This is a genomic window from Enterobacter quasimori (assembly GCF_018597345.1).
Classification (GTDB): domain Bacteria; phylum Pseudomonadota; class Gammaproteobacteria; order Enterobacterales; family Enterobacteriaceae; genus Enterobacter; species Enterobacter mori.
The window spans coordinates 424,486-447,374 of record NZ_JAHEVU010000004.1; the positions used below are offsets into that span (position 1 = coordinate 424,486).

The 22,889-nt window shown below is 55.3% G+C and carries 26 protein-coding genes; 7 read left to right on the forward strand and 19 right to left on the reverse strand.

Annotated elements, in window-relative coordinates:
* Window positions 1–2 precede the first annotated feature (2 nt).
* From KK102_RS17620 to rpsF, 5 genes are all read right to left on the reverse strand, one after another.
* Window positions 3–932 (reverse strand): DMT family transporter, encoded by a 930-nt coding sequence (locus KK102_RS17620; protein ID WP_216358128.1) that lies wholly within the window; start codon window positions 930–932, stop codon window positions 3–5.
* 152 nt (window positions 933–1,084) lie between these two features.
* Window positions 1,085–1,534: a 50S ribosomal protein L9 gene (gene rplI, locus KK102_RS17625; protein WP_003856039.1), complete on the reverse strand. Its 450-nt coding sequence runs from the start codon at window positions 1,532–1,534 to the stop codon at window positions 1,085–1,087.
* A 41-nt stretch (window positions 1,535–1,575) separates the two neighbouring features.
* The gene (gene rpsR / locus KK102_RS17630; protein WP_000135199.1) at window positions 1,576–1,803 is read right to left on the reverse strand and encodes a 30S ribosomal protein S18; all 228 of its coding nucleotides are present in this window, start codon (window positions 1,801–1,803) and stop codon (window positions 1,576–1,578) included.
* Between the two features lie 4 nt (window positions 1,804–1,807).
* Window positions 1,808–2,122, reverse strand: a complete 315-nt coding sequence (priB, locus tag KK102_RS17635) for a primosomal replication protein N (RefSeq protein WP_008502895.1) — start codon at window positions 2,120–2,122, stop codon at window positions 1,808–1,810.
* Window positions 2,123–2,128: 6 nt separating this feature from the next.
* The gene (rpsF, locus tag KK102_RS17640) at window positions 2,129–2,524 is read right to left on the reverse strand and encodes a 30S ribosomal protein S6 (protein WP_014068637.1); all 396 of its coding nucleotides are present in this window, start codon (window positions 2,522–2,524) and stop codon (window positions 2,129–2,131) included.
* Between the two features lie 342 nt (window positions 2,525–2,866).
* On the opposite strand from rpsF, the gene yjfY reads away from it, so the two are divergent.
* Window positions 2,867–3,142 carry a DUF1471 family protein YjfY gene (gene yjfY, locus KK102_RS17645; RefSeq protein WP_126545633.1) on the forward strand — a complete coding sequence of 92 codons (276 nt, stop codon included), beginning with the start codon at window positions 2,867–2,869 and terminating at the stop codon, window positions 3,140–3,142.
* A 140-nt stretch (window positions 3,143–3,282) separates the two neighbouring features.
* On the opposite strand, the gene KK102_RS17650 is transcribed toward yjfY, so the two are convergent.
* Genes KK102_RS17650 through ulaA form a run of 6 tightly spaced genes read right to left on the reverse strand, consistent with a single transcriptional unit; the run spans window position 3,283 to window position 7,690 of the window.
* Window positions 3,283–3,969, reverse strand: a complete 687-nt coding sequence (locus KK102_RS17650) for an L-ribulose-5-phosphate 4-epimerase (RefSeq protein WP_216358129.1) — start codon at window positions 3,967–3,969, stop codon at window positions 3,283–3,285.
* Complete coding sequence (locus KK102_RS17655) at window positions 3,962–4,822, reverse strand: L-ribulose-5-phosphate 3-epimerase (protein WP_216358130.1); 861 nt, start codon at window positions 4,820–4,822, stop codon at window positions 3,962–3,964. The genes KK102_RS17650 and KK102_RS17655 overlap by 8 nt, the downstream gene beginning before the upstream one ends.
* A gap of 9 nt (window positions 4,823–4,831) precedes the next feature.
* On the reverse strand, window positions 4,832–5,482 hold the full coding sequence (ulaD, locus tag KK102_RS17660; protein WP_008502901.1) for a 3-keto-L-gulonate-6-phosphate decarboxylase UlaD: 651 nt from the start codon (window positions 5,480–5,482) through the stop codon (window positions 4,832–4,834).
* A 12-nt stretch (window positions 5,483–5,494) separates the two neighbouring features.
* The gene (gene ulaC / locus KK102_RS17665) at window positions 5,495–5,962 is read right to left on the reverse strand and encodes a PTS ascorbate transporter subunit IIA (protein ID WP_013095304.1); all 468 of its coding nucleotides are present in this window, start codon (window positions 5,960–5,962) and stop codon (window positions 5,495–5,497) included.
* Between the two features lie 9 nt (window positions 5,963–5,971).
* Complete coding sequence (gene ulaB, locus KK102_RS17670) at window positions 5,972–6,277, reverse strand: PTS ascorbate transporter subunit IIB (protein ID WP_003856022.1); 306 nt, start codon at window positions 6,275–6,277, stop codon at window positions 5,972–5,974.
* 12 nt (window positions 6,278–6,289) lie between these two features.
* Window positions 6,290–7,690 (reverse strand): PTS ascorbate transporter subunit IIC, encoded by a 1,401-nt coding sequence (gene ulaA, locus KK102_RS17675; protein ID WP_216358131.1) that lies wholly within the window; start codon window positions 7,688–7,690, stop codon window positions 6,290–6,292.
* A 358-nt stretch (window positions 7,691–8,048) separates the two neighbouring features.
* On the opposite strand from ulaA, the gene ulaG reads away from it, so the two are divergent.
* Window positions 8,049–9,113, forward strand: a complete 1,065-nt coding sequence (gene ulaG / locus KK102_RS17680; protein ID WP_010427455.1) for an L-ascorbate 6-phosphate lactonase — start codon at window positions 8,049–8,051, stop codon at window positions 9,111–9,113.
* Window positions 9,114–9,223: 110 nt separating this feature from the next.
* Entirely contained in the window at window positions 9,224–9,979 is a 756-nt protein-coding gene (gene ulaR / locus KK102_RS17685; protein WP_216358132.1) for an HTH-type transcriptional regulator UlaR, read from the forward strand.
* Here the strand turns inward: ulaR and yjfP are convergent.
* Complete coding sequence (gene yjfP / locus KK102_RS17690) at window positions 9,976–10,698, reverse strand: esterase (protein ID WP_216358133.1); 723 nt, start codon at window positions 10,696–10,698, stop codon at window positions 9,976–9,978. The two genes, ulaR and yjfP, sit on opposite strands and share 4 nt — an antisense overlap.
* A gap of 138 nt (window positions 10,699–10,836) precedes the next feature.
* On the opposite strand from yjfP, the gene bsmA reads away from it, so the two are divergent.
* From bsmA to KK102_RS17705, 3 genes are all read left to right on the forward strand, one after another.
* Entirely contained in the window at window positions 10,837–11,166 is a 330-nt protein-coding gene (bsmA, locus tag KK102_RS17695; protein ID WP_126545640.1) for a biofilm peroxide resistance protein BsmA, read from the forward strand.
* A 148-nt stretch (window positions 11,167–11,314) separates the two neighbouring features.
* Window positions 11,315–11,590 (forward strand): DUF1471 family protease activator YjfN, encoded by a 276-nt coding sequence (yjfN, locus tag KK102_RS17700; RefSeq protein WP_139157912.1) that lies wholly within the window; start codon window positions 11,315–11,317, stop codon window positions 11,588–11,590.
* Window positions 11,591–11,760: 170 nt separating this feature from the next.
* Window positions 11,761–13,692, forward strand: coding sequence for a methyl-accepting chemotaxis protein (locus tag KK102_RS17705; protein WP_216358134.1), 1,932 nt, complete (start codon window positions 11,761–11,763; stop codon window positions 13,690–13,692).
* Here the strand turns inward: KK102_RS17705 and KK102_RS17710 are convergent.
* A complete protein-coding gene (locus KK102_RS17710) occupies window positions 13,689–15,311 on the reverse strand; it encodes an isovaleryl-CoA dehydrogenase (protein ID WP_216358135.1) in 1,623 nt (540 codons plus the stop codon). The genes KK102_RS17705 and KK102_RS17710 overlap by 4 nt on opposite strands.
* Before the next feature lie 193 nt (window positions 15,312–15,504).
* Here KK102_RS17710 and KK102_RS17715 point away from each other — a divergent pair, with 193 nt between their 5' ends.
* A complete protein-coding gene (locus KK102_RS17715; RefSeq protein ID WP_126545643.1) occupies window positions 15,505–16,779 on the forward strand; it encodes an MFS transporter in 1,275 nt (424 codons plus the stop codon).
* A 91-nt stretch (window positions 16,780–16,870) separates the two neighbouring features.
* Here the strand turns inward: KK102_RS17715 and rlmB are convergent, their stop codons facing one another.
* The 6 genes from rlmB to KK102_RS17745 form a co-directional block, all read right to left on the reverse strand.
* Window positions 16,871–17,602, reverse strand: coding sequence for a 23S rRNA (guanosine(2251)-2'-O)-methyltransferase RlmB (gene rlmB / locus KK102_RS17720; RefSeq protein ID WP_023334255.1), 732 nt, complete (start codon window positions 17,600–17,602; stop codon window positions 16,871–16,873).
* A gap of 106 nt (window positions 17,603–17,708) precedes the next feature.
* Window positions 17,709–18,509 (reverse strand): ABC transporter ATP-binding protein, encoded by an 801-nt coding sequence (locus tag KK102_RS17725; RefSeq protein ID WP_126545644.1) that lies wholly within the window; start codon window positions 18,507–18,509, stop codon window positions 17,709–17,711.
* Window positions 18,506–19,495: an ABC transporter ATP-binding protein gene (locus tag KK102_RS17730; protein WP_235843727.1), complete on the reverse strand. Its 990-nt coding sequence runs from the start codon at window positions 19,493–19,495 to the stop codon at window positions 18,506–18,508. Before KK102_RS17730 ends, KK102_RS17725 begins: the two co-directional genes overlap by 4 nt.
* The gene (locus KK102_RS17735; protein ID WP_216358136.1) at window positions 19,488–20,348 is read right to left on the reverse strand and encodes an ABC transporter permease; all 861 of its coding nucleotides are present in this window, start codon (window positions 20,346–20,348) and stop codon (window positions 19,488–19,490) included. Before KK102_RS17735 ends, KK102_RS17730 begins: the two co-directional genes overlap by 8 nt.
* On the reverse strand, window positions 20,345–21,301 hold the full coding sequence (locus KK102_RS17740; RefSeq protein WP_126545646.1) for an ABC transporter permease: 957 nt from the start codon (window positions 21,299–21,301) through the stop codon (window positions 20,345–20,347). Before KK102_RS17740 ends, KK102_RS17735 begins: the two co-directional genes overlap by 4 nt.
* A gap of 12 nt (window positions 21,302–21,313) precedes the next feature.
* Window positions 21,314–22,876: an ABC transporter substrate-binding protein gene (locus KK102_RS17745; RefSeq protein ID WP_126545647.1), complete on the reverse strand. Its 1,563-nt coding sequence runs from the start codon at window positions 22,874–22,876 to the stop codon at window positions 21,314–21,316.
* Window positions 22,877–22,889: the final 13 nt, after the last annotated feature.

Genomic DNA, 22,889 nt, shown 5'->3' on the forward strand with positions numbered 1-22,889 from the left:
TCTCAGGCACTCCGCTTATTCACCCACCAGATCCCCGAACAGACCAATACCAGCGCAATCGCATATTTGATATCCAGAATATTTTCCCCGAGGAAAATGGCGGATAAGACTGTGCCTGCCACCGGCACAACGAAGTTAAACGGCGCAATCATACTGACGCGGTTAACTTTCAGCAGCACGCTCCACAGCGCAAAGGCGACGGATGAGAGCAGCGTCAGATACCCCAGCACGGCGAGAGCCTTCATACTGTGCACTTCCAGCGTTCCGCCTGTTGCATACCCTCCCCCCACCAATACCAGTCCACCGATAGCCAGCTGCCAGCCGGTCATCACCGTGGGATCGACGGACTGGGAGATGCGTTTTCCGTAAAGCGTGGCAGCGGAGAGAATAAAAGCAGCCAGCACCACAAATCCGTCACCATTCCAGACAAACTGAAAATCGCTTAACCCGCTGTGGAAGTTCACCAACATCACCCCGGCAAACCCGAGAATACAGCCCAGCGTTTTGTTATAGCTCAGCTTGTCGTTGTGGTAGATAAAGTGCGCCAACAGCACGCTGAAGAAGGTTCCTGTGGCGTTCATGATGGAACCATTCACCCCCGTCGTGTAGGCCAGGCCTATATAGAAGAAAGTGTACTGGATAGTCGTCTGGGTCAGACCGAGGATGGTGAGCTGGCCAAACTGCGTGGGCGTAAGCCTGCCAATCGGTTTTCGCTGGGCCAATGCAAACAGCAGCAGCAACACACCGGCAAACAGGAACCGGTATCCGGCAAACACCACTTTCGATGGAATATCATCGGTTGCAATCTGGAAAAGCTCATAACCACTTTTAATGGCCGGGTAGGAGCTACCCCAGAGCAGACAGCAGAGCGTGGCGCAGGCATAGGCCACATTTCGGCGAGCAAAGACAGGCGTGGGCAGAGCGGTATCCATGACAAATCTCATAAATAAAATTGCGTTTCAATTTATTATCAGAGAATGCGACAGGAATAGCTACCATACAAGAAGAAATGATGAATTCTGGTCCCCCAGAAAAGCAAAACGCCGGCACAAGGCCGGCGCTTCGACGTGAGCAGAGTAAAAAATTACTCAGCTACTACGTTAACAACCAGTTTAGCGAACACTTCGCTGTGAACCTGGAAGTCAACTTCGTGCTCACCAGTGGTACGCAGAACGCCGTTCGGCAGACGAACTTCGCTCTTAGCCACTTTAACGCCTGCAGCAGTTACTGCATCAGCGATATCGCGGGTACCGATGGAACCGAACAGTTTACCTTCGTCGCCAGCTTTAGACGCGATGGTAACAGTGCCCAGTGCGTTGATTGCTTCAGCGCGAGCGTTAGCAGCCGCCAGAACGTCAGCCAGTTTGGCTTCCAGTTCAGCGCGACGTGCTTCGAAAAACTCAACGTTTTTCTTAGTAGCTGGAACAGCTTTACCCTGTGGAACCAGGAAGTTACGTGCGTAACCCGCTTTAACGTTAACCTGATCACCCAGGCTGCCCAGGTTTGCTACTTTATCAAGCAGAATAACTTGCATTACCTTATCCTCTTAAAGTCGTATTAATGGACCGTGCCCGATTACTGATGACGATCAGTGTACGGCAGCAGGGACAGGTAGCGAGCGCGTTTGATAGCGCGAGCCAGCTGACGCTGGTATTTTGCACGAGTACCGGTGATACGGCTTGGGACAATCTTACCGCTTTCGGTGATGTAGTTTTTCAGCGTTGCGATATCTTTATAGTCGATCTCTTGAACGCCTTCCGCGGTGAAACGGCAGAACTTGCGACGACGGAAATAACGTGCCATATGGCTAGTCTCCAGAATCTATCAAATCAATCTGCTCGGCATGCAGAACCATTTTGCTCAGGCCGTTCTTTGCCTTGTGGCAAGAGATGAACCCCTGAACGATTACTGCGCTACCGACCGTTAAACTGTGAGTAATGGCCTGGTTTTCGTGTCCGCTAATAATAACGGGCATTTGGCACCACGCCTGCCGGTGAAACCCGGCTTCCTCTTGCACAGAACGATGCTCAAGCACGAACTGGCAATGCGGAATTCCTGATGGACTGACCTTTCGAAGGGGAGCCCTGCATACGATGCCGGACAACGCCAGACGGTTGGTCATCAGAAATTACTCTTCAGAATCCCCAGCATCAGAATCATCTGCGGTTTCGTTTGCGAAATCATCGCGACGCTCACGGCGCTCGTCTTTCGCTTTAACCATCGGAGATGCTTCGGTAACTGCGTTTTTGGTACGCATAACCATGCTGCGGATAACGGCATCGTTGAAGCGGAAGGTAGTTTCCAGCTCATCGATCACTTCCTGCGGCGCTTCAACGTTCATCAGAACGTAGTGTGCTTTGTGCAGTTTGTTGATCGGGTAAGCCAGCTGACGGCGGCCCCAGTCTTCCAGACGGTGGATCGTACCTTCTGCACCAGTGATGGCAGCAGAGTAACGCTCGATCATACCCGGAACCTGTTCGCTCTGGTCAGGATGGACCATAAAAACGATTTCGTAATGACGCATCGAATTGCTCCTTACGGATTATTCAGCCTCCTGTCTGGGTCAGCCGAGGCCCGGGGAGGCAAGGAACGTGTTAAAGGTCGGCTGAAAAATTGACGCGTCATAATACTTGCGCGCCCCTGGAAACTCAAGCTGATTGCACAAATAATTCGCACAAAGCGCGAAGCGGGTCTAAGTCGGTGATTTAAAATTCATCACACCGAGAAGCGTTGTTTTTTTGAACAACACCATCAGAAATGGTCACTCATCGCGCAGCGATAAGCGATTACACTTTAATCAGAGCCCATCCAACACTGAAGGAGAAGGACAAACCGTCACACAGCACGCAGTCGTGGAGCGCATATCATGAAAAAAATCGCAATTACCGTACTGGCTGCGCTTTTGCTCAGTGCAAACGCAATGGCAGCCATCAAGATAGACGGCCGACAGGCCAGAAATATGGATGATGTGCAAAGCTTAGGCGTAATCTATATCAATCATAATTTCGCCACGGAAAGTGAAGCAGATCAGGCACTCAATGAAGAAACCGATGCCCAGGGTGCAACCTATTATCACGTGATGTTAACCCGTGAGCCCGGCAGCAACGGCAACATGCACGCCAGTGCAGATATTTACCGATAACGCTTTAACGCTAGCACCAGGAAAGCCAACAAAGAGAACATAGCCATAGTTTGACTTGCCCCCTGCCCGGGGGCTTTTTTTTGTGAATGGCTCCGGAATACCACCGGTTACAACTGTTTTTGGTATTCCAGAGCACTTATTCACTTCTGCCCGTAGTAGGCATTCGGGCCGTGCTTACGCATAAAATGCTTGTTCATCAGGTAATCATCAATGCCCTGAAGCTGTGGATTGATGTCGCGGGCAATCCACGCCATTTTGGCCACCTCTTCCATCACCACGGCATTATGTACCGCGTCGTGAGCATCTTTACCCCAGGCGAACGGACCGTGCTGGTACACCACAATCCCCGGCGTATGCAGCGGTTCACTTTCGCCCAACGTTTCGATGATGACCTTCCCAGTGTTGAGCTCGTACTCGCCTTCCACTTCAACCTGCATTAATGCGCGCGTGCAGGGAATGTCGCCAAAGAAGTAGTCCGCATGCGTCGTTCCAAGTGCCGGTATGGGCAGCCCCGCCTGTGCCCAGGCAGTCGCGTGCGTGGAGTGGGTATGCACCACGCCGCCAAGGGACGGATAACGCCGATACAGCGCCAGATGCGTGGCCGTATCAGAAGAGGGACGCCATTTTCCCTCCACGACGTTTCCGTCGAGATCCACCACCACCATATCGTCTGCTTTCATGGTGTCATACGCCACACCGCTCGGCTTGATCACGACCAGACCTTGCTCGCGATCGATAGCGCTCACGTTGCCCCAGGTAAACGTGACCAGACCATAGCGCGGCAGATCCATGTTGGCTTCAAAGACCTGCTGTTTAAGCTTAAGCATGTTCAGCCTCCAGCAATCCCGCCCGCGCCATACGTTCGCGCACCCAGTCCCGCGCTTTCACGACTTCGGCAGCCGGGTCGGCTGACGTTTCGCTCCACATCTCAATCAGGTAAGGCCCGCAATAGCCAGTCTTTTTGAGCGTTTCAAAGCACCGTTCGAAATCCACCACCCCGGTGCCGAACGGAACATTTTTGAATACGCCTGGACGGGTATCTTTGACGTGCACCGCCACGATATGACCGATGCCCGCCTGCAGCTCCATCTGCACGTCGTTATCCCATGCCGACAGATTGCCGATATCGGGATAAAGCTGGAACCATGGATTATTGAGATAGTGCGCGTAGCCCAGCGCCTTACTGATGGAGTTCATCAGGGGGTAGTCCATGATCTCCATCGCCAGCGTGACCTGTGCACGGCTTGCCATCTCAACGCTCTCTTTCAGGCCGTCACGGAAGCGGCGACGCGTTTCGTCATTGGCTTCCTGATAGTAAACGTCATATCCCGCCAGCTGGATCACGCGGATACCCACGTCCTGCGCAAAGCGAATGGCTTTACGCATGATCTCCAGCCCCTGAGCGCGCACAGCATCGTCTTCACTGCCGAGAGGGAACCGGCGGTGGGCGCTCAGGCACATCGACGGCACGCGCACGCCCGTTTCAGCAATGGCGCTCACCAGTGCGAGCCGCTGTTCACGGCTCCAGTCGAGACGAGAGAGGCGCTCGTCTGTTTCATCCACGGACATTTCGACAAAATCGAAGCCCAGCTGTTTTGCCAGCTGTAACCGCTCCAGCCAGCACTCCCCCGCAGGGAGTGCTTTTTCATAGATGCCAAGCGGGACCTGTTTGGACAACATACCCGCTCCTTAGCCCCAAAGCTGAGCGATTGAGCGTTTGAACTGACGCGCCGCTTCCACCGGAGACGCCGCATCACGAATGCTGCGACCGGCAATAAAGACGTGAATCGGAATGCCCTTGAACAGCGGCAGATCTTCCAGCGCCAGACCGCCGGTGACGGTGACTTTGAAGCCCATATCCGCCAGACGTTTGATCGCGCTGATATCCGCTTCACCCCACGCCACGCCTGCAGCCTGCGCATCACGGCTGCGATGGTAAACCACCTGCTGAATGCCCGCGTCACGCCACTCCTGCGCCTGCTCCCAGGTCCAGAAGCCGGTCAGTTCAATCTGCACGTCGCCGTTAAACTCTTTTGCCACGTCCAGCGCGCCTTTCGCGGTGTTGATATCTGCACAGCAGATCACGGTGACCCAGTCAGCATTCGCTTCGAAGCACATGCGGGAAAGAATTTTGCCTGCATCGGCGATCTTGGCATCCGCCAGCACGATTTTATGCGGATATAGGGCCTTCAGGTCGCGAACGGCGCGAACGCCCTCACCCACGCACAGAATAGTGCCCACTTCGATGATGTCCACTTCTTCCGCGATCAGACGGGTAGTTTCGTAAGCGTGGGACAACGTTTGGTTATCCAGCGCAACCTGCAACATTGGTAATGACATATTCAATTCCTCTTAGACTGCCGCCGCAGTGGCGTTATCAATTAAATCCAGCACTTCCTGCTCGGTACGGCAGGCGCGTAAACGGTCAAAATTGGCTTCATCATCAAACAGATTGACGATCTGCATGATGCCCACCTCCTGGTGGGTGTTGGCATCCACGGCGGCCATGGTGATCAGGATGTCGACCGGGTCGTTATCTTCATGGTTAAACACCAGCGGCGTTTTCAGCGTCACAAGGGCAAAGCCGGTTTTCTTGACGCCCTCTTCAGGGCGGCCGTGCGGCATGGCCAGGCCTGGCGCAATCACAAAGTAAGGGCCGTGCTGCGCCACGCCATCAAGAATGGCCTGGTAGTAACGCGGCTCGACAACGTCAGCCTTAACCAGCAGATCCACGCTCAGCTTCACCGCCTCCTGCCAGGTGCTGGCCTCAGCCTGTAAAAGGATGGAGTTATTCTCTGCCAGCGAATCACGTAGTTTCATGTTTCGTCCTTACTTCACGTCTTGAGGGAAGTGCTCTTTGATCACTTCCAGCAGTTTTGGTCCGAAATCCGCAGGCGAAAGCATGTTGCGCACGCCCACCACGTATTTATTGCCCGACACGCTGATTTCGCCGGCGATATGAGTAGAGGCGATGATGATGTCGGCGCCGTTCAGCTCACTTTTGTATTCACCCACTGCGCAGCTGTTCACCGTGTGGTCGATGTTGGACTGGGTTAAAAACTGGTCCACTTTCATCTTCATGATCATGGAGCTGCCTTGCCCATTACCACACACAGCCAGGATACGTACGGTCATAATCGAAACTCCTTAATGAGCAGAGACTTCTGCTGTTTGTTTTTCCGCATCTTCTTCGGTTCGCAGCGAACGGCCAGCGAAGAACATATAAGCCAGAGCAATCAGGATGATGACGGCCATAAAGACCAGTCCGACGGAGGCAAAGCCCTGCATCATCGGCGGTGCCAGAATTGACCAGTCCGCCATGCCCATCCAGGCGCTCATACCGGTGAGCTTCACCGCCCACACGCAGCCAAAGATTTCCACCATGCCCATGACCAGGCAGATCTTGAGCGCCGCGCGCCAGCCGCCGAAGTGGTTAGCGAAGACGCCGATGGTGGCGTTGGAGAAGAACATCGGGATAAAGCCAGGAATAATCAGGATTGAGGAGCCGCAGCCGACCAGGATGCCTACCGCAATCAGCTGGCCGATGGTGCCCCACATAAAGCCCCAGACCACCGCGTTTGGCGCGAAGCTGTAGATGGCCGCACAGTCAATCGCCAGCACCGCGCCTGGGATCAGGCGCTGGGAAATACCGTTGAAGGCTTCCGACAGTTCGGCGACAAACATACGCACGCCCTGAGTGATGATGAAAATGGCCACCGCGAAGGAGAAGCCGGTCTGCAGGATATAGACCGTCCAGTGGGTTTTACCCGCCATCGCCTGAACGACGTCAATGCCGAAGGAGAGCAAAATGGCGCCGAAGAAGATGGTCATCACAATCGCGGTAGAAACGATGTTGTCGTGGAAGATATTCAGCCAGCCAGGCAGCTTGAGGTCTTCAACGCTCTCTTCTTTTTTGCCCAGGTACGGCGCAACTTTATAGGCAATCCAGGAGGCAAACTGCTGCTGATGGCCGATGGAGAAACCGCAGCCGTCCGTCACTTCCTGAGTCGGCTTGTACATCATGTTGGAGGTGATACCCCAGTAGAGCGAGACCAGCACCGCGGTGCAGATAATCGTGGTCCACATTGGGTAACCGAAGATATAGAGAGAAACCGCGATCAGCCCCGCCTGCTGGAACATGATGTGTCCGGTGAGCATGATGGTGCGAATGCCGGTAATGCGGCGCAGGAGAACGTAGATGATGTTCAGCGCCAGGGCGAGCAGCACTGCATACCCCACCCAGCTATAGGCATCACCCATGCGTTCAATGGTCGCCATCATGGATGCGTAGGTATCAGAGATAGCGCCGTTAATGCCATACACTTCCGACATTTTGGCGACGACCGGCTTAAAGGTGCTGGTCAGAATGCCAGACCCCGCCTGTAACAGCATGAAACCGATAATGGTTTTGATGGTGCCTTTAATAATCACGCTGACGCTTTTGCGCAGCAGGATATAGCCCAGACACGTCACGATACCCAGCAGCAGCGGGGCGTTGGTCATTACCTGATTAAAGAACACGGTAAAGACGTTGTAGAGGATCTCCATAACTCTCTCCAAAAATGAGAACACGAGGGGTAATCCCTGTGCGGTTGGTGCCATCACTCTATTAATCACAAATAATCACCACAAGATTGCATTTGATTATTTGTGACGTATCACGCAATTTATTTCCATGCAGTTAATAATGATTTTCACTACCGCACCATGGAAACAAATTAATCCTTATAATTCATCAAATTAATGAGTTATGCGTACTACTATAACAAGTAAGAAGCGGAGAGTATGTGAAGTTGAACGGATAAAATTCCGCATTTTCGCCATTGCAAAACGCATCAAATGATGCCAGCATTAATCACAACAAATCACATTGTGATTACTTTTGATTAAACCAGGAGTCAAAACGATGAGTAAAGTGAACACCATCACCCGTGAGTCATGGATTCTGAGCACCTTCCCGGAATGGGGCAGCTGGCTGAATGAAGAGATCGAGCAGGAACAGGTTGCTCCTGGTACCTTTGCGATGTGGTGGCTGGGCTGCACCGGTATCTGGCTGAAATCAGAAGGCGGTGCCAATATCTGCGTCGATTTCTGGTGCGGCACCGGCAAGCAGAGCCACGGCAACCCATTGATGAAAAAGGGCCACCAGATGCAGCGCATGGCGGGCGTGGAAAAACTGCAGCCGAACCTGCGTACCACGCCGTTTGTGCTCGATCCGTTTGCCATTCGCCAGATCGACGCCGTGCTCTCTACCCACGATCACAACGATCATATTGACGTGAACGTGGCGGCAGCGGTGATGCAAAACTGCGCGGACGATGTGCCGTTCATTGGGCCGCAGACCTGCGTGGATCTGTGGATCGGCTGGGGCGTGCCGAAAGAGCGCTGCATCGTGATGAAGCCTGGCGACGTAGTGAAAATTAAAGACATTGAAATCCACGCGCTGGACGCCTTTGACCGTACAGCATTGATCACCCTGCCTGCCGATCAGAAAGCTGCAGGCGTACTGCCAGATGGTATGGACGAGCGTGCGGTAAACTACCTGTTCAAAACCCCTGGCGGTTCTCTGTACCACAGCGGTGACTCCCACTACTCCAACTACTATGCGAAGCACGGTAACGAGCACCAGATCGACGTCGCGCTGGGCTCCTACGGTGAGAACCCGCGCGGCATCACCGACAAAATGACCAGCGCCGATATGCTGCGCATGGCGGAAGCGCTGAACACCAAAGTGGTGATTCCGTTCCACCATGATATCTGGTCAAACTTCCAGGCAGACCCGCAGGAAATCCGCGTGCTGTGGGAAATGAAAAAAGACCGCCTGAAGTATGGCTTCAAGCCGTTCATCTGGCAGGTCGGCGGTAAGTTCACCTGGCCACTGGACAAGGACAATCTTGAATATCACTACCCACGTGGTTTCGATGATTGCTTCACCATTGAGCCTGACCTGCCGTTCAAGTCCTTCCTCTGATTGTGAAGTCAAATCGCCAGACCTTGTGTCTGGCGATGTCATATTTATTTTAGTAATTTCACGCTATTTCAAATATCATCTTTTCAAATCAATTCTTATCGGAATAGCTCATGACGGAAGCGCAACGACATCAAATTTTACTGGAACTCCTGGCGCAAACCGGGTTTATCACCGTTGAGAAAGTGATCGAACGATTAGGTATTTCTCCGGCGACCGCCCGACGGGACATCAACAAGCTGGATGAAAGCGGCAAGCTGAAAAAAGTCCGTAACGGTGCGGAAGCCATTAGCCAGCAGCGTCAGCGCTGGACGCCGATGAACATTCATCAGGCGCAGAACCACGATGAAAAAGTGCGGATTGCCAGAACAGCATCACAGCTGGTCAACCCTGGCGAAAGCGTCGTGATCAACTGCGGCTCCACGGCGTTTTTACTGGGGCGGGAGATGTGCGGTAAACCGGTGCAAATCATCACTAACTATTTGCCGCTGGCCAACTATCTTATTGACCAGGAGCATGAAAGCGTAGTGATTATGGGCGGTCAGTATAATAAGAGCCAGTCCATTACGCTCAGCCCACAGGACAGTGAAAATAGCCTCTACGCCGGACACTGGATGTTCACCAGCGGTAAAGGCCTGACCACGGATGGGCTGTATAAAACCGATATGCTGACCGCCATGGCGGAGCAAAACATGCTTAACGTGGTAGGCAAGCTTGTTGTGCTGGTCGACAGCAGCAAAGTGGGCGAGCGCGCAGGCATGCTGTTCAGCCGTGCCGAGCAAATCGACATGGTGATCACCGGTAAAAATGCCAACCCGGAGATCCTCCAGAAGCTGGAAGATCAAGGGGTCAAAATTCTTCGGGTTTAAAGGTGCTGGCGGAAAAAGCTCACCGTGGCATCCAGCGCCGTCGGCGTAATACGGTGACGAACCCCCGCCTCCCAAAGGCAGGTTAAATTGCCGTCCAGCCCTTCATTCTTTAACGACTGCTGTAAACGGAAAGTTCCTTCAGGCGGAACCACATCATCCGCATCGCCGTGCCACAGCAGCAGCGGGCGATTGGCCAGGTGCGGTAACGCATGGGTGACGTCCCACTCCGCCAGCGCCGCTTCGATATCTTCTGGGTTCTGCGAGGGAAACAGCGTCTTCGAGAGCGAAGTGAAGTAGCCCGATCCCATCAGACAAGCGACGGATTTCACCTCCGGATGATGCGTCATGATCCCCAGCGCCGTCATCCCCCCCATTGAAGCCCCAGCGACCGCCAGGCGATCCTTCTCCACCAGCCCGGCTTCAAACAGCGCATCGCGCAGCCCTGCGAATTCCGTCAGGCTACCGTGCAAGATTTGCCAGAACTGGCCGAGCCGCGCCTGCTCGTTGCCCGAAAATCGCGCGCCATGATCCGGAGCATCCGGCATAACAACGCGGAATCCAGCCTGCGCCAGCGCCACGGCAAAATAGCTATAAACCAGTTTTGACGAGGTAAACCCATGATAAAAAACCACAACGGGCAGTGGCTGCTCACTTTTTCCGGTAGGGAAAGCATGTAATATTTCGCAATCGCCAAGGCGCCGCGTTTCGAGTTCAATCATTGTCGGTCCTGTACTGATGAATGATTCATAATGTTTGAGAGCTGGATTACGGTTTCTGGATATTTTCATTCGAAATCTTCGCCTCAGATAACACTTCGGGAACATTCCCCCAAAACTAAACTGACAGGCAACTACACTATGGCTATCAGGAAACGAGATATGGTTATGCGCAGGTTTGCTGCTTTATTGTTTGTGTTTCTGCTCAGTGGCTGTAGCGCGCTGCAGGGAACACCGCAACCCGCTCCGCCGGTCACCGATCACCCACAGGAGATTCGTCGTAATCAGACGGAAGGATTACAGCGAATGGGCACTGTCTCTGCGTTGGTGCGCGGTTCCCCGGATGACGCGGAAGCCTCTATTGAAGCACAAGCCGCCGCCGCCAAAGCAGATTATTACGTCATCATTATGATCGACGAAACCATCATTACGGGACAGTGGTACTCTCAGGCGATTTTGTACCGTAAATAATGGCGATCGTTTGAACGACATTTACACTGCTTTGCGTCCATAGACATTTTCCTGTCCACAATAAACTCCATGCCTGCACCAATGGAAGTGAGTTTATTTGCGAAGGATTGCCCGGCGGATACCGGAGACATGTGAAATGGAGCTGACGATGAAACGAACTCTTGCCTTGACCACACTGTTGCTCTCAGCAGGCCTTGTGAGCACAACCGCACAATCAGCTGAATTCGCCAGTGCTGATTGCGTGACTGGTCTGAATGAAATAGGCCAAATCTCCGTGAATAACATTTCGGGGAGCCCGCAAGACGTTGAACGTGTCGTTGCATTAAAAGCCGATGAACAAGGCGCTTCCTGGTATCGCATCATCCAGATGCAGGAAGATAACCATGTCGATCATTGGCGGGTACAAGCCATCCTCTATGTTTAGCCCCTCCTGATAAAAGCCACTTAATTTTAGTGGCTTTTCGTTTTTGCAAATCTTTTATCTTTTTCAAAACCACCCAAAAACAAACAAATAACATTTTGTTACATTAATAGCATAAATGTTATCGCTGCTCTGCCGTTGAACAGGCATACCTTTTCAATGATGAGCAATTTATGATCAATTCTTTCCGCCGTGCGGGTCTGGGCACTAAGCTATCGCTGCTGACCGGTATGAGTGTCGCCATTCTGTTTCTGCTTTTCACTTTTCTGCTCAGCCATAAAGCCAGCCAGCAGCTTGAAGATCTTGCCGTCGAAGATTTGCATAACCAGTCCACCGGCATGGTCGATATGGTGCAGATGTTTAATACCAGTCTGAGCGAAGAGGTCGAAAGCTATACCCGACTGTTTACCACTTTCCTGCCTCAGCCATTTACGGTCGATACGAGTCAGACCCGTACCATTAGCGGGATCAATGTGCCTTTGCTGAAAGGCGGTGAATCTGAACTGCATGAAAACAATGCTTTTTCTGACGACTTTCTGAACCGTACGGGCGCAATCTCCACGCTGTTCGTGCGCAGCGGTAACGACTTTATTCGCGTTGCCACCTCTCTGCGCAAGGAGAATGGCGACCGGGCGATGGGAACCCTTCTGGATACCACCAGCCCGGCGTTTGCTGCCGTTACCAGGGGCGAGGTTTACCGTGGCCTGGCGCTGCTGTTTGGTAAACGCTATATCACCCAGTACCAGCCGGTTAAGAATGGTGAAGGCCAGGTTATTGGGATCATCTTTGTTGGGGTAGATATCACACACTCATGGAACGTTATGCGAGAGAAAATCCTCAACCGTCGGCTGGGCGAGAGCGGGCACTTCTATGTGCTGGATCGCAGCAACGGTAAAACGCGCGGGCAGTTCCTGTTTCACGGCAGTGAAGAGGGGCAACTGCCGAAGTGGGACAGCGCCACCCAACAGCAGCTGCTGAGCGATGCCTCCGGCACGCTGGAACGCGTAAGCGACGACGGCCGCACGCTGAAAATGGCCTATACGCCGCTGCCGGGCTGGAACTGGACCATCGTGGGTGAAGTGGATAAATCGGTCCTTCTCGCAAGCGTCAACGCCATGCGTGACCGGTTCCTGCTGGCGGGCGTGGTGATTTCCGTGCTCTTCGCGGGCCTGTTTGTGATGCTCATTCGCCGGATGCTGACCCGCCCGCTGCGTAACGTGATCGAGCTGGCCCGCCAGTATGCCGCAGGCGATCTGCGCGCCAGCCTGCCCGTAACGCGTCAGGATGAGGTCGGCCAGCTGGTTGATGCCATCAACGGTATTGGCGATGGGCTGCAAAAAATTGTCCTGCAGGTGCGTGAGGCCGCGGGCGAGATCCATTTGGGCACCAATGCGCTGGCTTCTGACACCGGAGAAATCTCGGAGCAGATCAACAAGCAGGCCAGCAGCGTGGAAGAGACTTCCGCCAGCATGGAGCAGCTGGCCGCCACCGTGCAGCAAAATGCCGCCAACATGGAGCAAACGCAGCAGCTGGTGGGTGAAACCTCGCTCGCGGTTCATCAGGGCGGCGAAACGGTCACCCACGCGGTGTCGACCATGGACGACATCCGCGATGCCTCTAAACGCATTGAGGACATTACCCGCGTGATTGAGTCCATCGCGTTCCAGACCAATATCCTGGCGCTGAATGCGGCGGTCGAAGCGGCTCGCGCGGGCGAACATGGCAAAGGCTTCGCCGTGGTGGCGCAGGAGGTTCGCGCCCTGGCGGCACGCAGTGCCAACGCGGTGAAGGAGATTGAACACCTGATTGGCGATACGCTGAACAAGGTAAGCGAAGGCCACGCGCTGTCAGAAAAGACGCGTCTGGCTATGGACGCCATCATTGTTCATATCGATAACATCAGCCAGCTGGTTACCGAGATCAACCACGCTTCCCGCGAACAATCAGCAGGGATTGGGCAGGTGAATCTTGCCATGACGCACATTGGCGAAGCGTCGCACATCAACGCCGACCGCGTCTCGCGCAGCGAGCAGACCGCACACACGCTGCGCGAGAAAGGCTCACACCTCACCCAACTGGTCAGCCTGTTCCAGCTAAAAGGCTAACCGACTCTGCCCGTGGCGCGCAGCAGCAGGTCATTTTGCACCTGCTCGCTCATTAGCGTTCCGCCACGGGTATCCAGCATCATGCGGCACCACGCCTGCGCCACGGGCGGTGAGGCGTGTCGCAGCATCTGGCTTCCGGCACCCAGTAAAAAGAGCTGTTGAGCAATCTCCCTGCCCTGCGCCTCCTGCGGCTTACGCAGTTTTTGCTGCAGCTGTCGCCAGCTGCGGTCGAAGTGTCTGTCCTGCCCTTTTACCTGCGCAAACTCATCGGCAAGCAGGTCGTGGATACCCGGCTGCTTCACCAGCACGCGCAGCACGTCCAGGCACATAATATTGCCTGACCCTTCCCAGATGCTGTTGACCGGCATTTCACGGTACAGACGGGGAAGTTCGCTCTCTTCGCAATATCCGATCCCACCCAGCACTTCCATCGCCTCCGCGACAAACGGGATGCCCGCTTTGCACACGCTAAATTTCGCCGCCGGAGTGAAGAGCCGCGCCCAGGCAGCTTCTTGCGGATCGGCACGCTTGTCCCACGCGCGGGCCAGGCGGAACAGCAGCGCCGTGTGCCCCTCCAGCACCAGCGCCATCCGGCTTAACACCTCACGCATTATCGGCTGGTCGATAAGATTTTTACCGAAGGTTTGCCGCTGATGGGCATGATAAAGCGCCACGGACAGCGCCCGGCGCATGAGTCCGTGGCTGCCCAGCGCGCAGTCGAAGCGCGTCAGACCGCCCATTTTGAGTATCTGCCGTACCCCTTCACCTTCTTCCCCCAACAACCAGCCGGAGGCATCGAGGAATTCCGCCTCGCTGCTGGCGTTAGAGCGGTTCCCGAGCTTGTCCTTGAGGCGTTCCAGGCGGACGGCGTTGCGTTGTCCGTCGGGTAAAAAGCGCGGCACAAAAAAGCAGGATAGCCCGCCCTTAGCCTGGGCCAGCACCAGATGTGCATCGCTTTGCGGCACGGAGAAAAACCATTTATGCCCCACCAGCCGGTAGCTGCCGTCGCTGCATTTTTCCGCTTTGGTGGTGTTGCTCAGCACGTCTGAGCCGCCCTGCTTTTCCGTCATCCCCATACCGATCAGCAGGCCGCGCTTTTGCGCGCCGGGGGCAAGATGCGGATCGTAGCGATCGCTGAGCAGCGGCGTGAGCCAGTCGTGAAAGGGTTTGGGGAGCGCCTGCTGCAGCAGCGGCGTAGCGGCGAACGTCATGGTGACAGGGCACAGCGTGCCCGCCTCCACCTGAGCATGCAGCACAAAGCGCGCGGCCCGAGCGACAAACGACCCTTTACGCGCCTCCTCTTCCCACGCCAGGTTATGCACGCGGTTGGCGCACAGCCCCTGCATCAGCAGATGCCATGCAGGATGAAAACGCACGTCGTCCAGCCGCTCCCCCGAGGCGTCATAGCGTAACAGCTCGGGCGGGTTGACGTTTGCCAGCCTGCCCAGCTCCAGTGATTCCGCCGTACCCAGCTGCTGGCCAATGCTGGCGAGGAGTTCGATATCCCACTCGGCGCCTTCACGCGTAACCGCATCGCGCAGGGCGCAGTCCGAGAGGAAAAGGTTGCTGTTGGAAAGCGGTGCCGGTTGATTGAAAACGGTGTGGGTCTGCCAGTGCATGCTGTCTCCCTCCTTCAGTGGCAATGACGATAAGTATGGACAGACCGCGCGCACGCTGCATGGGAGGGGAATCACACGTTCACGATCCCGCTGATATCATTCGTGAAATAGCTCACATAACATAAGAATAAACTATTTCATCACTTCGCTTTTGTTGAATAATTTATTCTTATCCCTTTCAGTGAGGATCGTTATGCAACGGGACGCGCACAAGCGTGCATTAATTGCAGGCTCCATTGGCAACTTTATCGAGTGGTATGAGTTTGCGGTCTACGGTTTTCTGGCGACCGTCATTGCGAAAAACTTCTTCCAGCTTGAAGGAGAAGCGGGGCTTACCAGCCTGATCCTCACCTATGCCTCGTTTGCTATCGCCTTCTTCTTCCGCCCGCTGGGTGCGGTGGTGTTTGGCCGCATCGGCGACCGGATTGGCCGTAAGCCGACGCTAATCATTGTGCTGGTGCTGATGACGCTCGCTACCGCCGCCATCGGCATTGTGCCGGTCTACGCCAGCATCGGTATTGCCGCGCCGCTCATTATTACGCTGCTTCGCATCCTGCAGGGGCTGTTCGCGGGGGGCGAGTACGGCGGTGCGGTCTCGCTGATGACGGAGTTCGCCCCGCGCGGCAAGCGCGGCCTGTACGGCGCGTGGCAATCCTTCACCGTAGCGCTGGGATTGCTGGCAGGCGCAGGCATCGTGGCGCTGCTCTCCGCCCTCCTCACGCCGGAAGCCCTCCACGACTGGGGCTGGCGCATTCCTTTCTTCCTGGCGCTGCCTATGGGCGTCGTTGCGCTGTGGCTTCGTGTCAGTATGGAAGAGACGCCCAGCTTTGTGCAGCAGCAGGATAAACCGGCTGTCGCTCAGGCGGACACAGCCGCCACGCTCCGGGCCATCGTGATGGGGATTGGCCGCGTGATGGTCTGGTCTGCAGCGGGGTATACCTACCTGGTGATTATGCCGACCTATCTGCAGTCGGCGCTGCACACCGGGTTTAACCAGGCGCTGTTGATCGCGGTGATTTCGAACGTTGGGTTTGCGCTGACCATTATTCCGTCGGGGATCCTGAGCGACCGGATCGGGCGCCGCACGGTGATGATTATCGCCACCGCGCTTTTGCTGATCCTCGCCCTGCCGCTGCTGAAAATCCTGCAGGCGGAGTCCAGCACGCTGGCGGTGAAGGCCGTTGTGGTACTGATTGCGGGTGGTCTGGTCGGGATGCTGGCAGGACCAGGCCCGGCGATGCTTTCAGAGATGTTCCCAACGCGCGTGCGCTATACGGGGCTGGGGCTGGCCTACTCTTTGTCGAACGCGATTTTCTCGGGATGTGCAGGGCTGATTATTACCGGGCTGATTAAGCAGACGGGCAACCTGGATATTCCGGCGTATTACGTGATGGCAACGGCGGTGGTGAGTATCTTTGCGCTGATGACGCTGAGAAAGGATGACCATTTACGGTCGCTGGAGGAGTGAGGTTAATGCCCGGTGGCGCTGCGCTTACCGGGCCTACGGTACCGTGCCTTTGTAGGCCGGGTAAGGCGAAGCCGCCACCCGGCACAACAGGCTACCCTCGCTGACGCACCGCTTCAAACAGGCAGATGCCCGTCGCAACGGACACGTTCAGGGACGACACGCTGCCCGCCATCGGGATGCTGATCAGCTCGTCGCAGTGCTCGCGGGTCAGACGACGCATACCTTCGCCTTCCGCCCCCATCACCAGCGCCAGACGGCCGGTCATTTTGCTCTGGTACAGAGTGTGATCCGCTTCACCGGCGGTACCGACGATCCAGATGTTCTCTTCCTGCAGCAGACGCATGGTGCGCGCCAGGTTGGTCACGCGGATCAGCGGAACGTTTTCCGCCGCGCCGCAGGCCACTTTCTTCGCCGTCGCGTTCAGCTGTGCGGAGCGATCTTTCGGCACAATCACCGCGTGTACGCCCGCCGCATCGGCGCTACGCAGGCAGGCACCGAGGTTGTGCGGATCGGTAACGCCATCGAGGATCAGGAAGAACGGGTTATCCAGTTCGGCAATCAGATCCGGCAGATCGTTTTCCTGATACTGACGGCCCGGCTTCACGCGCGCAATAATGCCCTGGTGCACCGCACCTTCACTTTTCTCATCCAGGAACTGGCGGTTCGCCAGCTGGATCACCACGCCCTGCGCTTCCAGCGCGTGGATCAGCGGCATCAGACGCTTATCTTCACGCCCTTTCAGAATAAAGACTTCCTGAAAACGCTCCGGTGCGCGCTCGAGAAGGGCCTGCACCGCGTGGATGCCGTAAATCATTTCACTCATTGAACTTACTCATTTTAGGCGGTGTGCGCCGGGTTAAATTGGGTCGTGATAGAAATCGCTTGCGCCTATTATAACCGACCCGGCGTTCAAATCGACCCTGACAGTTTTACCCATTGGCCACCACGCGCGTTTCCTCCTCCTTTACGGGATGAGCGGGCAAAATGGCATCCAGAAGATAGCGCGTATACTCATGCTGAGGCGCACTAAAAAGCTGCGCCGTCTCGCCCTGTTCAACCAGCGATCCCCGGTACATCACCCCGACCCTGTCCGCTATGTGCCTGACAACGTTGAGATCGTGGGAAATAAAGAGATATGCCAGCCCATGCTCCTTCTGTAACTGCATAAGCAAATTCAGGATCTGTGACTGAATGGAGACATCAAGCGCTGAAACCGGCTCATCGCAAACAATCAGTTTTGGCTTCAGTATCAGCGCCCGGGCAATACCGATCCGTTGACGCTGGCCGCCAGAAAACTCATGCGGATAACGGGCGGCATCCTGGGGGCGCAGGCCAACCTGCTCGAGTATATGAGCAACCTGCGCTTTTCGATTGCCTATGCCGTGAATCGTCAGCGGCTCTTCAAGGCTATAACCCACGGTGCGTTTAGGGTCGAGCGACGAGAGGGGATCCTGAAAAATCATCTGCATGTCGCGGCGCACGCTACGCCATCCTGCGGTATTCAGTCCTGTCAGCGATCGGCCTTCAAACGCGACGTCGCCTGCATTGGCTGAGGTTAGCCCCAGCACAAGACGGCCGATGGTGCTCTTACCGCTGCCGGACTCACCGACCAGCGCCCAGGTTTCACCTGCGTTCAGGGTAAAGCTGACGTTATCCACCGCATGCACCTTCTGCCCACGGTGATGGAATATTTTCGACAAATTGTTCACGCTTAATAAGGGTATCGTCATCCAGCCGCTCCTGTCTCCTCGGCCCGCCAGCAGCGAACCTGCTGTGCCTTGTATCCCACCGTCTGCAGCTCGGGGGCCTGCGTGCGGCAGCGAGGTTGCGCCAGCGGGCAGCGATCGGCGTAGCTACATCCTGAAGGAAATGCATGCAATGAAGGTACCTGACCACTGATTTCGGCCAGCGGTGTTTTGGGAGGATGATCCGCCGAAGGACGAGCAGCCAGCAGCGCACGGGTATAAGGATGGCGCGGTTGTGCAAAGAGCGTATGAACATCAGTCTCTTCCACAACCTGTCCGGCATACAGTACGACAACGCGCTGGCAAAGCCGCGCCACGACGCTTAAATCGTGGGTAATGATGACAATCCCCATGCCCGTTTGCTGCTTAAGTCCGTCGAGTAAATCGAGGATCTGCGCCTGAATGGTGGCATCCAGCGCTGTAGTCGGTTCGTCAGCAATCAGCAGCGAAGGAGAGGTCGCAATCGCCATGGCGATCATCACGCGCTGACGCATTCCGCCTGAAAGCTCATGCGGCCAGGCATTGGCGCAGCGGGCAGGATCGGTAATACCAACCTGGGCCAACAAGCCGATCGTTTTCTGCTGACGCTGGGCGCGTTTCAAATAGGTATGCAGCCGCAGGCTTTCATCAATTTGAGCACCAATGGTCATCACCGGATTAAGGCTGGCGAGCGGATCCTGAAAAATCATCGCCATCTCTCGTCCACTCCGTTGACGACGTACTTTTGCCGACAGCGAGTGCAGCGCCTTCCCCCCCAGAATGACCTCACCCTTGACCCGGCTGGTGCGGGATGAAAGCAGTCCCATTAACGCCTGAGCAGTCACACTCTTGCCGCAGCCTGATTCCCCGATGATGCCGAGAGTTTCATGGGTGTTTACCCGAAAAGAAACGCCGCGCACCGGAGAGACAACGCCCATTCTCGTCGCGAATGTAACCTCAAGGTTATTAACCTCAAGTAAGGCTTCAGCCATGGCGTCCTCCTTGTTTAAGCAGACGCAACACGCGGCGAGGCAGTGGTTTAAGGCCCGGGTCAGCACTGTCTCGCAGGTCATCGCCAATAATATTTAATCCGAGGATCAGCAACACAATGGCAATCCCCGGAAAGAAGGTCATCCACCAGGCGGTGAAGATCACGGCCTTTCCTTCGAGTAATAAGTTGCCCAGGCTTGGCATCGGGGCTGGCACGCCAGAACCGAGAAAGCTCAACGCTGCTTCGGTAAGAATGGCCACCGAAAACACCCAACTGACCTGCACGATAAATGGCGAGATCACGTTAGGCAAAAGGTGCAGCCAGATAATGCGCGAGGCACCTGCCCCCTGCGCGCGCAGGGCTTCAATAAAGTTCTTCTCTTTAACCACCATGGCCGCACCTCGGATCACCCGCGCAACCGACGGCACGTATACCAACGATAGCGCCAGCACCACATTGGCAATATTCGGTCCGAGCACGCCGACAATGGCGATCGCCAGTAGCAAAGACGGAAAGGCAAAAAGACCATCACAGACGCGCATCAGGATCCTGTCTACCGGACGATACCAGGCGCACAGTAGCCCGACGATCATCCCCGTCACACCAGCTATCACCGCTACCGCTGCGCCCACCGAAAGCGACACGCGCACCGCCAGCGCCACACGGACAAAGAGATCCCGCCCGAAGTTATCGGTGCCGAACCAGTGTTCCGTAGAGGGAGGGGTCAATCGGCTTAACGGATCGAGGCTGTAGGGATCGTAAGGGCTTATCATGCTTGCAAAAAATGACAGCAGCACAATGGCACTCAGCACGGCGGGCCAAATTAAAAGCCCCGGATTTCTGTAGGTAATCATTTTTCCCCTCCGTCGACGGACAGGCGCGGATCGGCAAGATAGTTCAGAAGATCCACTGCCAGGTTGATCAACACGTAGCAAACGGTGATCAGCAGCACCACGCCCTGGATCACCGTCACGTCACGCCGCTCGATCGAATCGACAATGAGCGATCCCACGCCGGGAATACCGAACACGCTTTCGATCACTATCGTGCCGGTTATCAGCGACGCGAAGGACTCACCGCAGATGGTCAGAATGGGGATCAGGCTGTTTTTGAGCGTGTGCCGTAAAAGCACAAGCCACTCCGGGACCCCTTTTGCTCGTGCAGTGTTGATAAAAGGCTCTTGCAATACATCCAGCATCACGGCACGGGTCATGCGGGCAATCAGTGCGGCGATGCGCAACCCCAGCGCGATAGCAGGTAGGGTTAGGTACCAGACGTTCAGCCAGAAATCATCGTTGGTAGAGCGATACCCCACCACCGGAAACCAGCGCAGCTGAACGGCAAAGAAGAAGATGAGGACGAGGCCGAGCAAAAACCCCGGAACCGACATGCCAAAAGTCGCCAGCATACGAATGATGCGATCCGTGATGCCGCCATGTTGCCAGGCGCTTATCACGCCCCCCGCCAGCCCCAGAATGAGCGCAATCAGCTGAGCATAGAATGTCAGCGCCAGCGTCGGCGTCAGGTGCTGTAAAAATAGCGACATAACGCTGATATTTAAAAACAGGGAATGTCCCAAATCACCGGTCAGGATCTCGCCAAACCAGCTGAAGAACTGCACCAGCAGGGGCCGATCCAGCCCCATCTGCTGGCGCAGCGCAGCAATATCCTGAGGACTGGCATCATTCCCCAGGATCACCAGCGCCGGATCGCCCGGTGCGAGATGAATCAAGCAAAACACCACTACCGACACCACCAGCAGCACCGGCAGAAGTGCCAGCAGGCGGTGAAAAAGGTATCTTCTCATCGCCTTCTCCCGTCAGGGTTTCGTCACGCTGACGTTCCATAAAATAGGGCCAATCAGATCCTGATAGCCTTTCACATTGCCTTTTAGCGCCACCGCATCCGGCGTCGTGCGGCCAAGCACAATGACCGGCAGATATTGCCAACTCAACCTGTTCAGCTGATCCACCAGCGGTTTCGCCTCTTTCAATGAAGGCGCCTGCTTGATTTCATCCAGCACGTTATCGATCTCCGGGTTGTTACTCAGCCCGGGAAACTTCGCACGAGAATCGAGGAATGGATATTGATGTAGCACCTGACGCATGGAGAACTCTAGCGCACAGAGGTCGAAGTTTTTCGGATCCTGGCGGCGCTGCAGAACGGTCGGCCAGTCGTAGACGTCAAGACGTGACTTTACCCCAATCTGCTTCAGCACCTGCTGAGCCACTATCGCCAGGTTATACAACTCTGCATATTCTTTCGTGGCGATGATTACCACTTCTTCACCGTTGTAGCCCGAGGCTTTCACCAGCGCGCGCGCCTCGTCGAGCCGATGTTGATTCCAGAAAGGTTTACCGGCCTCGCTGTACCAGTCCACCTGTTCAGGGAAGCCCAGTGACGGATCTTCCTTAAAGAAACGCGGATCGCTGTAGCCCGCCAGCAGCGTTTGATGGACATTAAGCGCAAGGTTGAATGCCTGGCGCAGCTTCACATTGGCAAACGGCCCCTGGTTTTTATTGAACAGGTAGGTGATGAGCGAGCCGCCGCTTTTGGGCTGGAAGAGCGACAGATCCGGTACGCTGCTGAGCGTGTCTATATTGTCCTTCGGCAGCTGGAATACCAGATCGTATTCCCCGGTCATCGCCCCGGCCAGGCGAGTGGATTCATCGGTAATGTAGCGGAACCAGATGTCCTTAACGTCCGCTTTCTTCTGACCCGATAGGCCGCTTGCAGGCTCCGTGCGGGACTGATATTGGTCATAACGGGTTAAGTGCAGAAAATCACCGGGTTTGAAATCAGCCAGTTTGTAAGGTCCGGTGCCAATGAGCTCGGTCACGGGCTTCTTGCTGCTGTTGGCCTCATCAATAATGCGTTTCGGCATAATAGCGGCGATGTTCTTCACGTCTGCCAGCACGTTGAGCGTAATCAGTGACGGGGAAGGAAGCGTAAAGGTGACGGTTTTATCATCCACCTTACTGAACTGCACGCCGGGCAAATTCGCTTTCCCCTGCGTAGAAACTGCCAGCCAGCGATTCATTGAAGCCACAACGTCATCCGCAGTCAGCGGTTGTCCGTCATGAAAATGGATCCCGTCACGCAACACAAAGGTGTAGGTCTTGCGATCGTCACTCAGCGTGTAACTTTCCACCAGCTCCGGTACGGGCTCAAATTTGGCGTTGATGGTGAACAACGTTTCGAAAATATGCCTGTCCACGTCTGAGGTGGCGTTATTGGTCGTCAGATAAGGGTCCAGCGTTCCAGGCCGGTTTCCATAGGCAATATTCAGCACGGCGTTACGATCGATACTCTCGGCCTGTACACTTCCCTGGGGTAAAACCACCGCCAGCATGAGTGCGGCGGCAGAAAACAGCATTTTCATTGTTATAGTGCTC

What these genes read in the sequence shown, in the direction of transcription:
- KK102_RS17620 (WP_216358128.1), bottom strand. Translation starts at nt 932, where the DNA reads ATGGATACCGCTCTGCCCACGCCTGTCTTTGCTCGCCGAAATGTGGCC.
- rplI (WP_003856039.1), bottom strand. Translation starts at nt 1,534, where the DNA reads ATGCAAGTTATTCTGCTTGATAAAGTAGCAAACCTGGGCAGCCTGGGT.
- rpsR (WP_000135199.1), bottom strand. Translation starts at nt 1,803, where the DNA reads ATGGCACGTTATTTCCGTCGTCGCAAGTTCTGCCGTTTCACCGCGGAA.
- priB (WP_008502895.1), bottom strand. Translation starts at nt 2,122, where the DNA reads ATGACCAACCGTCTGGCGTTGTCCGGCATCGTATGCAGGGCTCCCCTT.
- rpsF (WP_014068637.1), bottom strand. Translation starts at nt 2,524, where the DNA reads ATGCGTCATTACGAAATCGTTTTTATGGTCCATCCTGACCAGAGCGAA.
- yjfY (WP_126545633.1), top strand. Translation starts at nt 2,867, where the DNA reads ATGAAAAAAATCGCAATTACCGTACTGGCTGCGCTTTTGCTCAGTGCA.
- KK102_RS17650 (WP_216358129.1), bottom strand. Translation starts at nt 3,969, where the DNA reads ATGCTTAAGCTTAAACAGCAGGTCTTTGAAGCCAACATGGATCTGCCG.
- KK102_RS17655 (WP_216358130.1), bottom strand. Translation starts at nt 4,822, where the DNA reads ATGTTGTCCAAACAGGTCCCGCTTGGCATCTATGAAAAAGCACTCCCT.
- ulaD (WP_008502901.1), bottom strand. Translation starts at nt 5,482, where the DNA reads ATGTCATTACCAATGTTGCAGGTTGCGCTGGATAACCAAACGTTGTCC.
- ulaC (WP_013095304.1), bottom strand. Translation starts at nt 5,962, where the DNA reads ATGAAACTACGTGATTCGCTGGCAGAGAATAACTCCATCCTTTTACAG.
- ulaB (WP_003856022.1), bottom strand. Translation starts at nt 6,277, where the DNA reads ATGACCGTACGTATCCTGGCTGTGTGTGGTAATGGGCAAGGCAGCTCC.
- ulaA (WP_216358131.1), bottom strand. Translation starts at nt 7,690, where the DNA reads ATGGAGATCCTCTACAACGTCTTTACCGTGTTCTTTAATCAGGTAATG.
- ulaG (WP_010427455.1), top strand. Translation starts at nt 8,049, where the DNA reads ATGAGTAAAGTGAACACCATCACCCGTGAGTCATGGATTCTGAGCACC.
- ulaR (WP_216358132.1), top strand. Translation starts at nt 9,224, where the DNA reads ATGACGGAAGCGCAACGACATCAAATTTTACTGGAACTCCTGGCGCAA.
- yjfP (WP_216358133.1), bottom strand. Translation starts at nt 10,698, where the DNA reads ATGATTGAACTCGAAACGCGGCGCCTTGGCGATTGCGAAATATTACAT.
- bsmA (WP_126545640.1), top strand. Translation starts at nt 10,837, where the DNA reads ATGGCTATCAGGAAACGAGATATGGTTATGCGCAGGTTTGCTGCTTTA.
- yjfN (WP_139157912.1), top strand. Translation starts at nt 11,315, where the DNA reads ATGAAACGAACTCTTGCCTTGACCACACTGTTGCTCTCAGCAGGCCTT.
- KK102_RS17705 (WP_216358134.1), top strand. Translation starts at nt 11,761, where the DNA reads ATGATCAATTCTTTCCGCCGTGCGGGTCTGGGCACTAAGCTATCGCTG.
- KK102_RS17710 (WP_216358135.1), bottom strand. Translation starts at nt 15,311, where the DNA reads ATGCACTGGCAGACCCACACCGTTTTCAATCAACCGGCACCGCTTTCC.
- KK102_RS17715 (WP_126545643.1), top strand. Translation starts at nt 15,505, where the DNA reads ATGCAACGGGACGCGCACAAGCGTGCATTAATTGCAGGCTCCATTGGC.
- rlmB (WP_023334255.1), bottom strand. Translation starts at nt 17,602, where the DNA reads ATGAGTGAAATGATTTACGGCATCCACGCGGTGCAGGCCCTTCTCGAG.
- KK102_RS17725 (WP_126545644.1), bottom strand. Translation starts at nt 18,509, where the DNA reads ATGACGATACCCTTATTAAGCGTGAACAATTTGTCGAAAATATTCCAT.
- KK102_RS17730 (WP_235843727.1), bottom strand. Translation starts at nt 19,495, where the DNA reads ATGGCTGAAGCCTTACTTGAGGTTAATAACCTTGAGGTTACATTCGCG.
- KK102_RS17735 (WP_216358136.1), bottom strand. Translation starts at nt 20,348, where the DNA reads ATGATTACCTACAGAAATCCGGGGCTTTTAATTTGGCCCGCCGTGCTG.
- KK102_RS17740 (WP_126545646.1), bottom strand. Translation starts at nt 21,301, where the DNA reads ATGAGAAGATACCTTTTTCACCGCCTGCTGGCACTTCTGCCGGTGCTG.
- KK102_RS17745 (WP_126545647.1), bottom strand. Translation starts at nt 22,876, where the DNA reads ATGAAAATGCTGTTTTCTGCCGCCGCACTCATGCTGGCGGTGGTTTTA.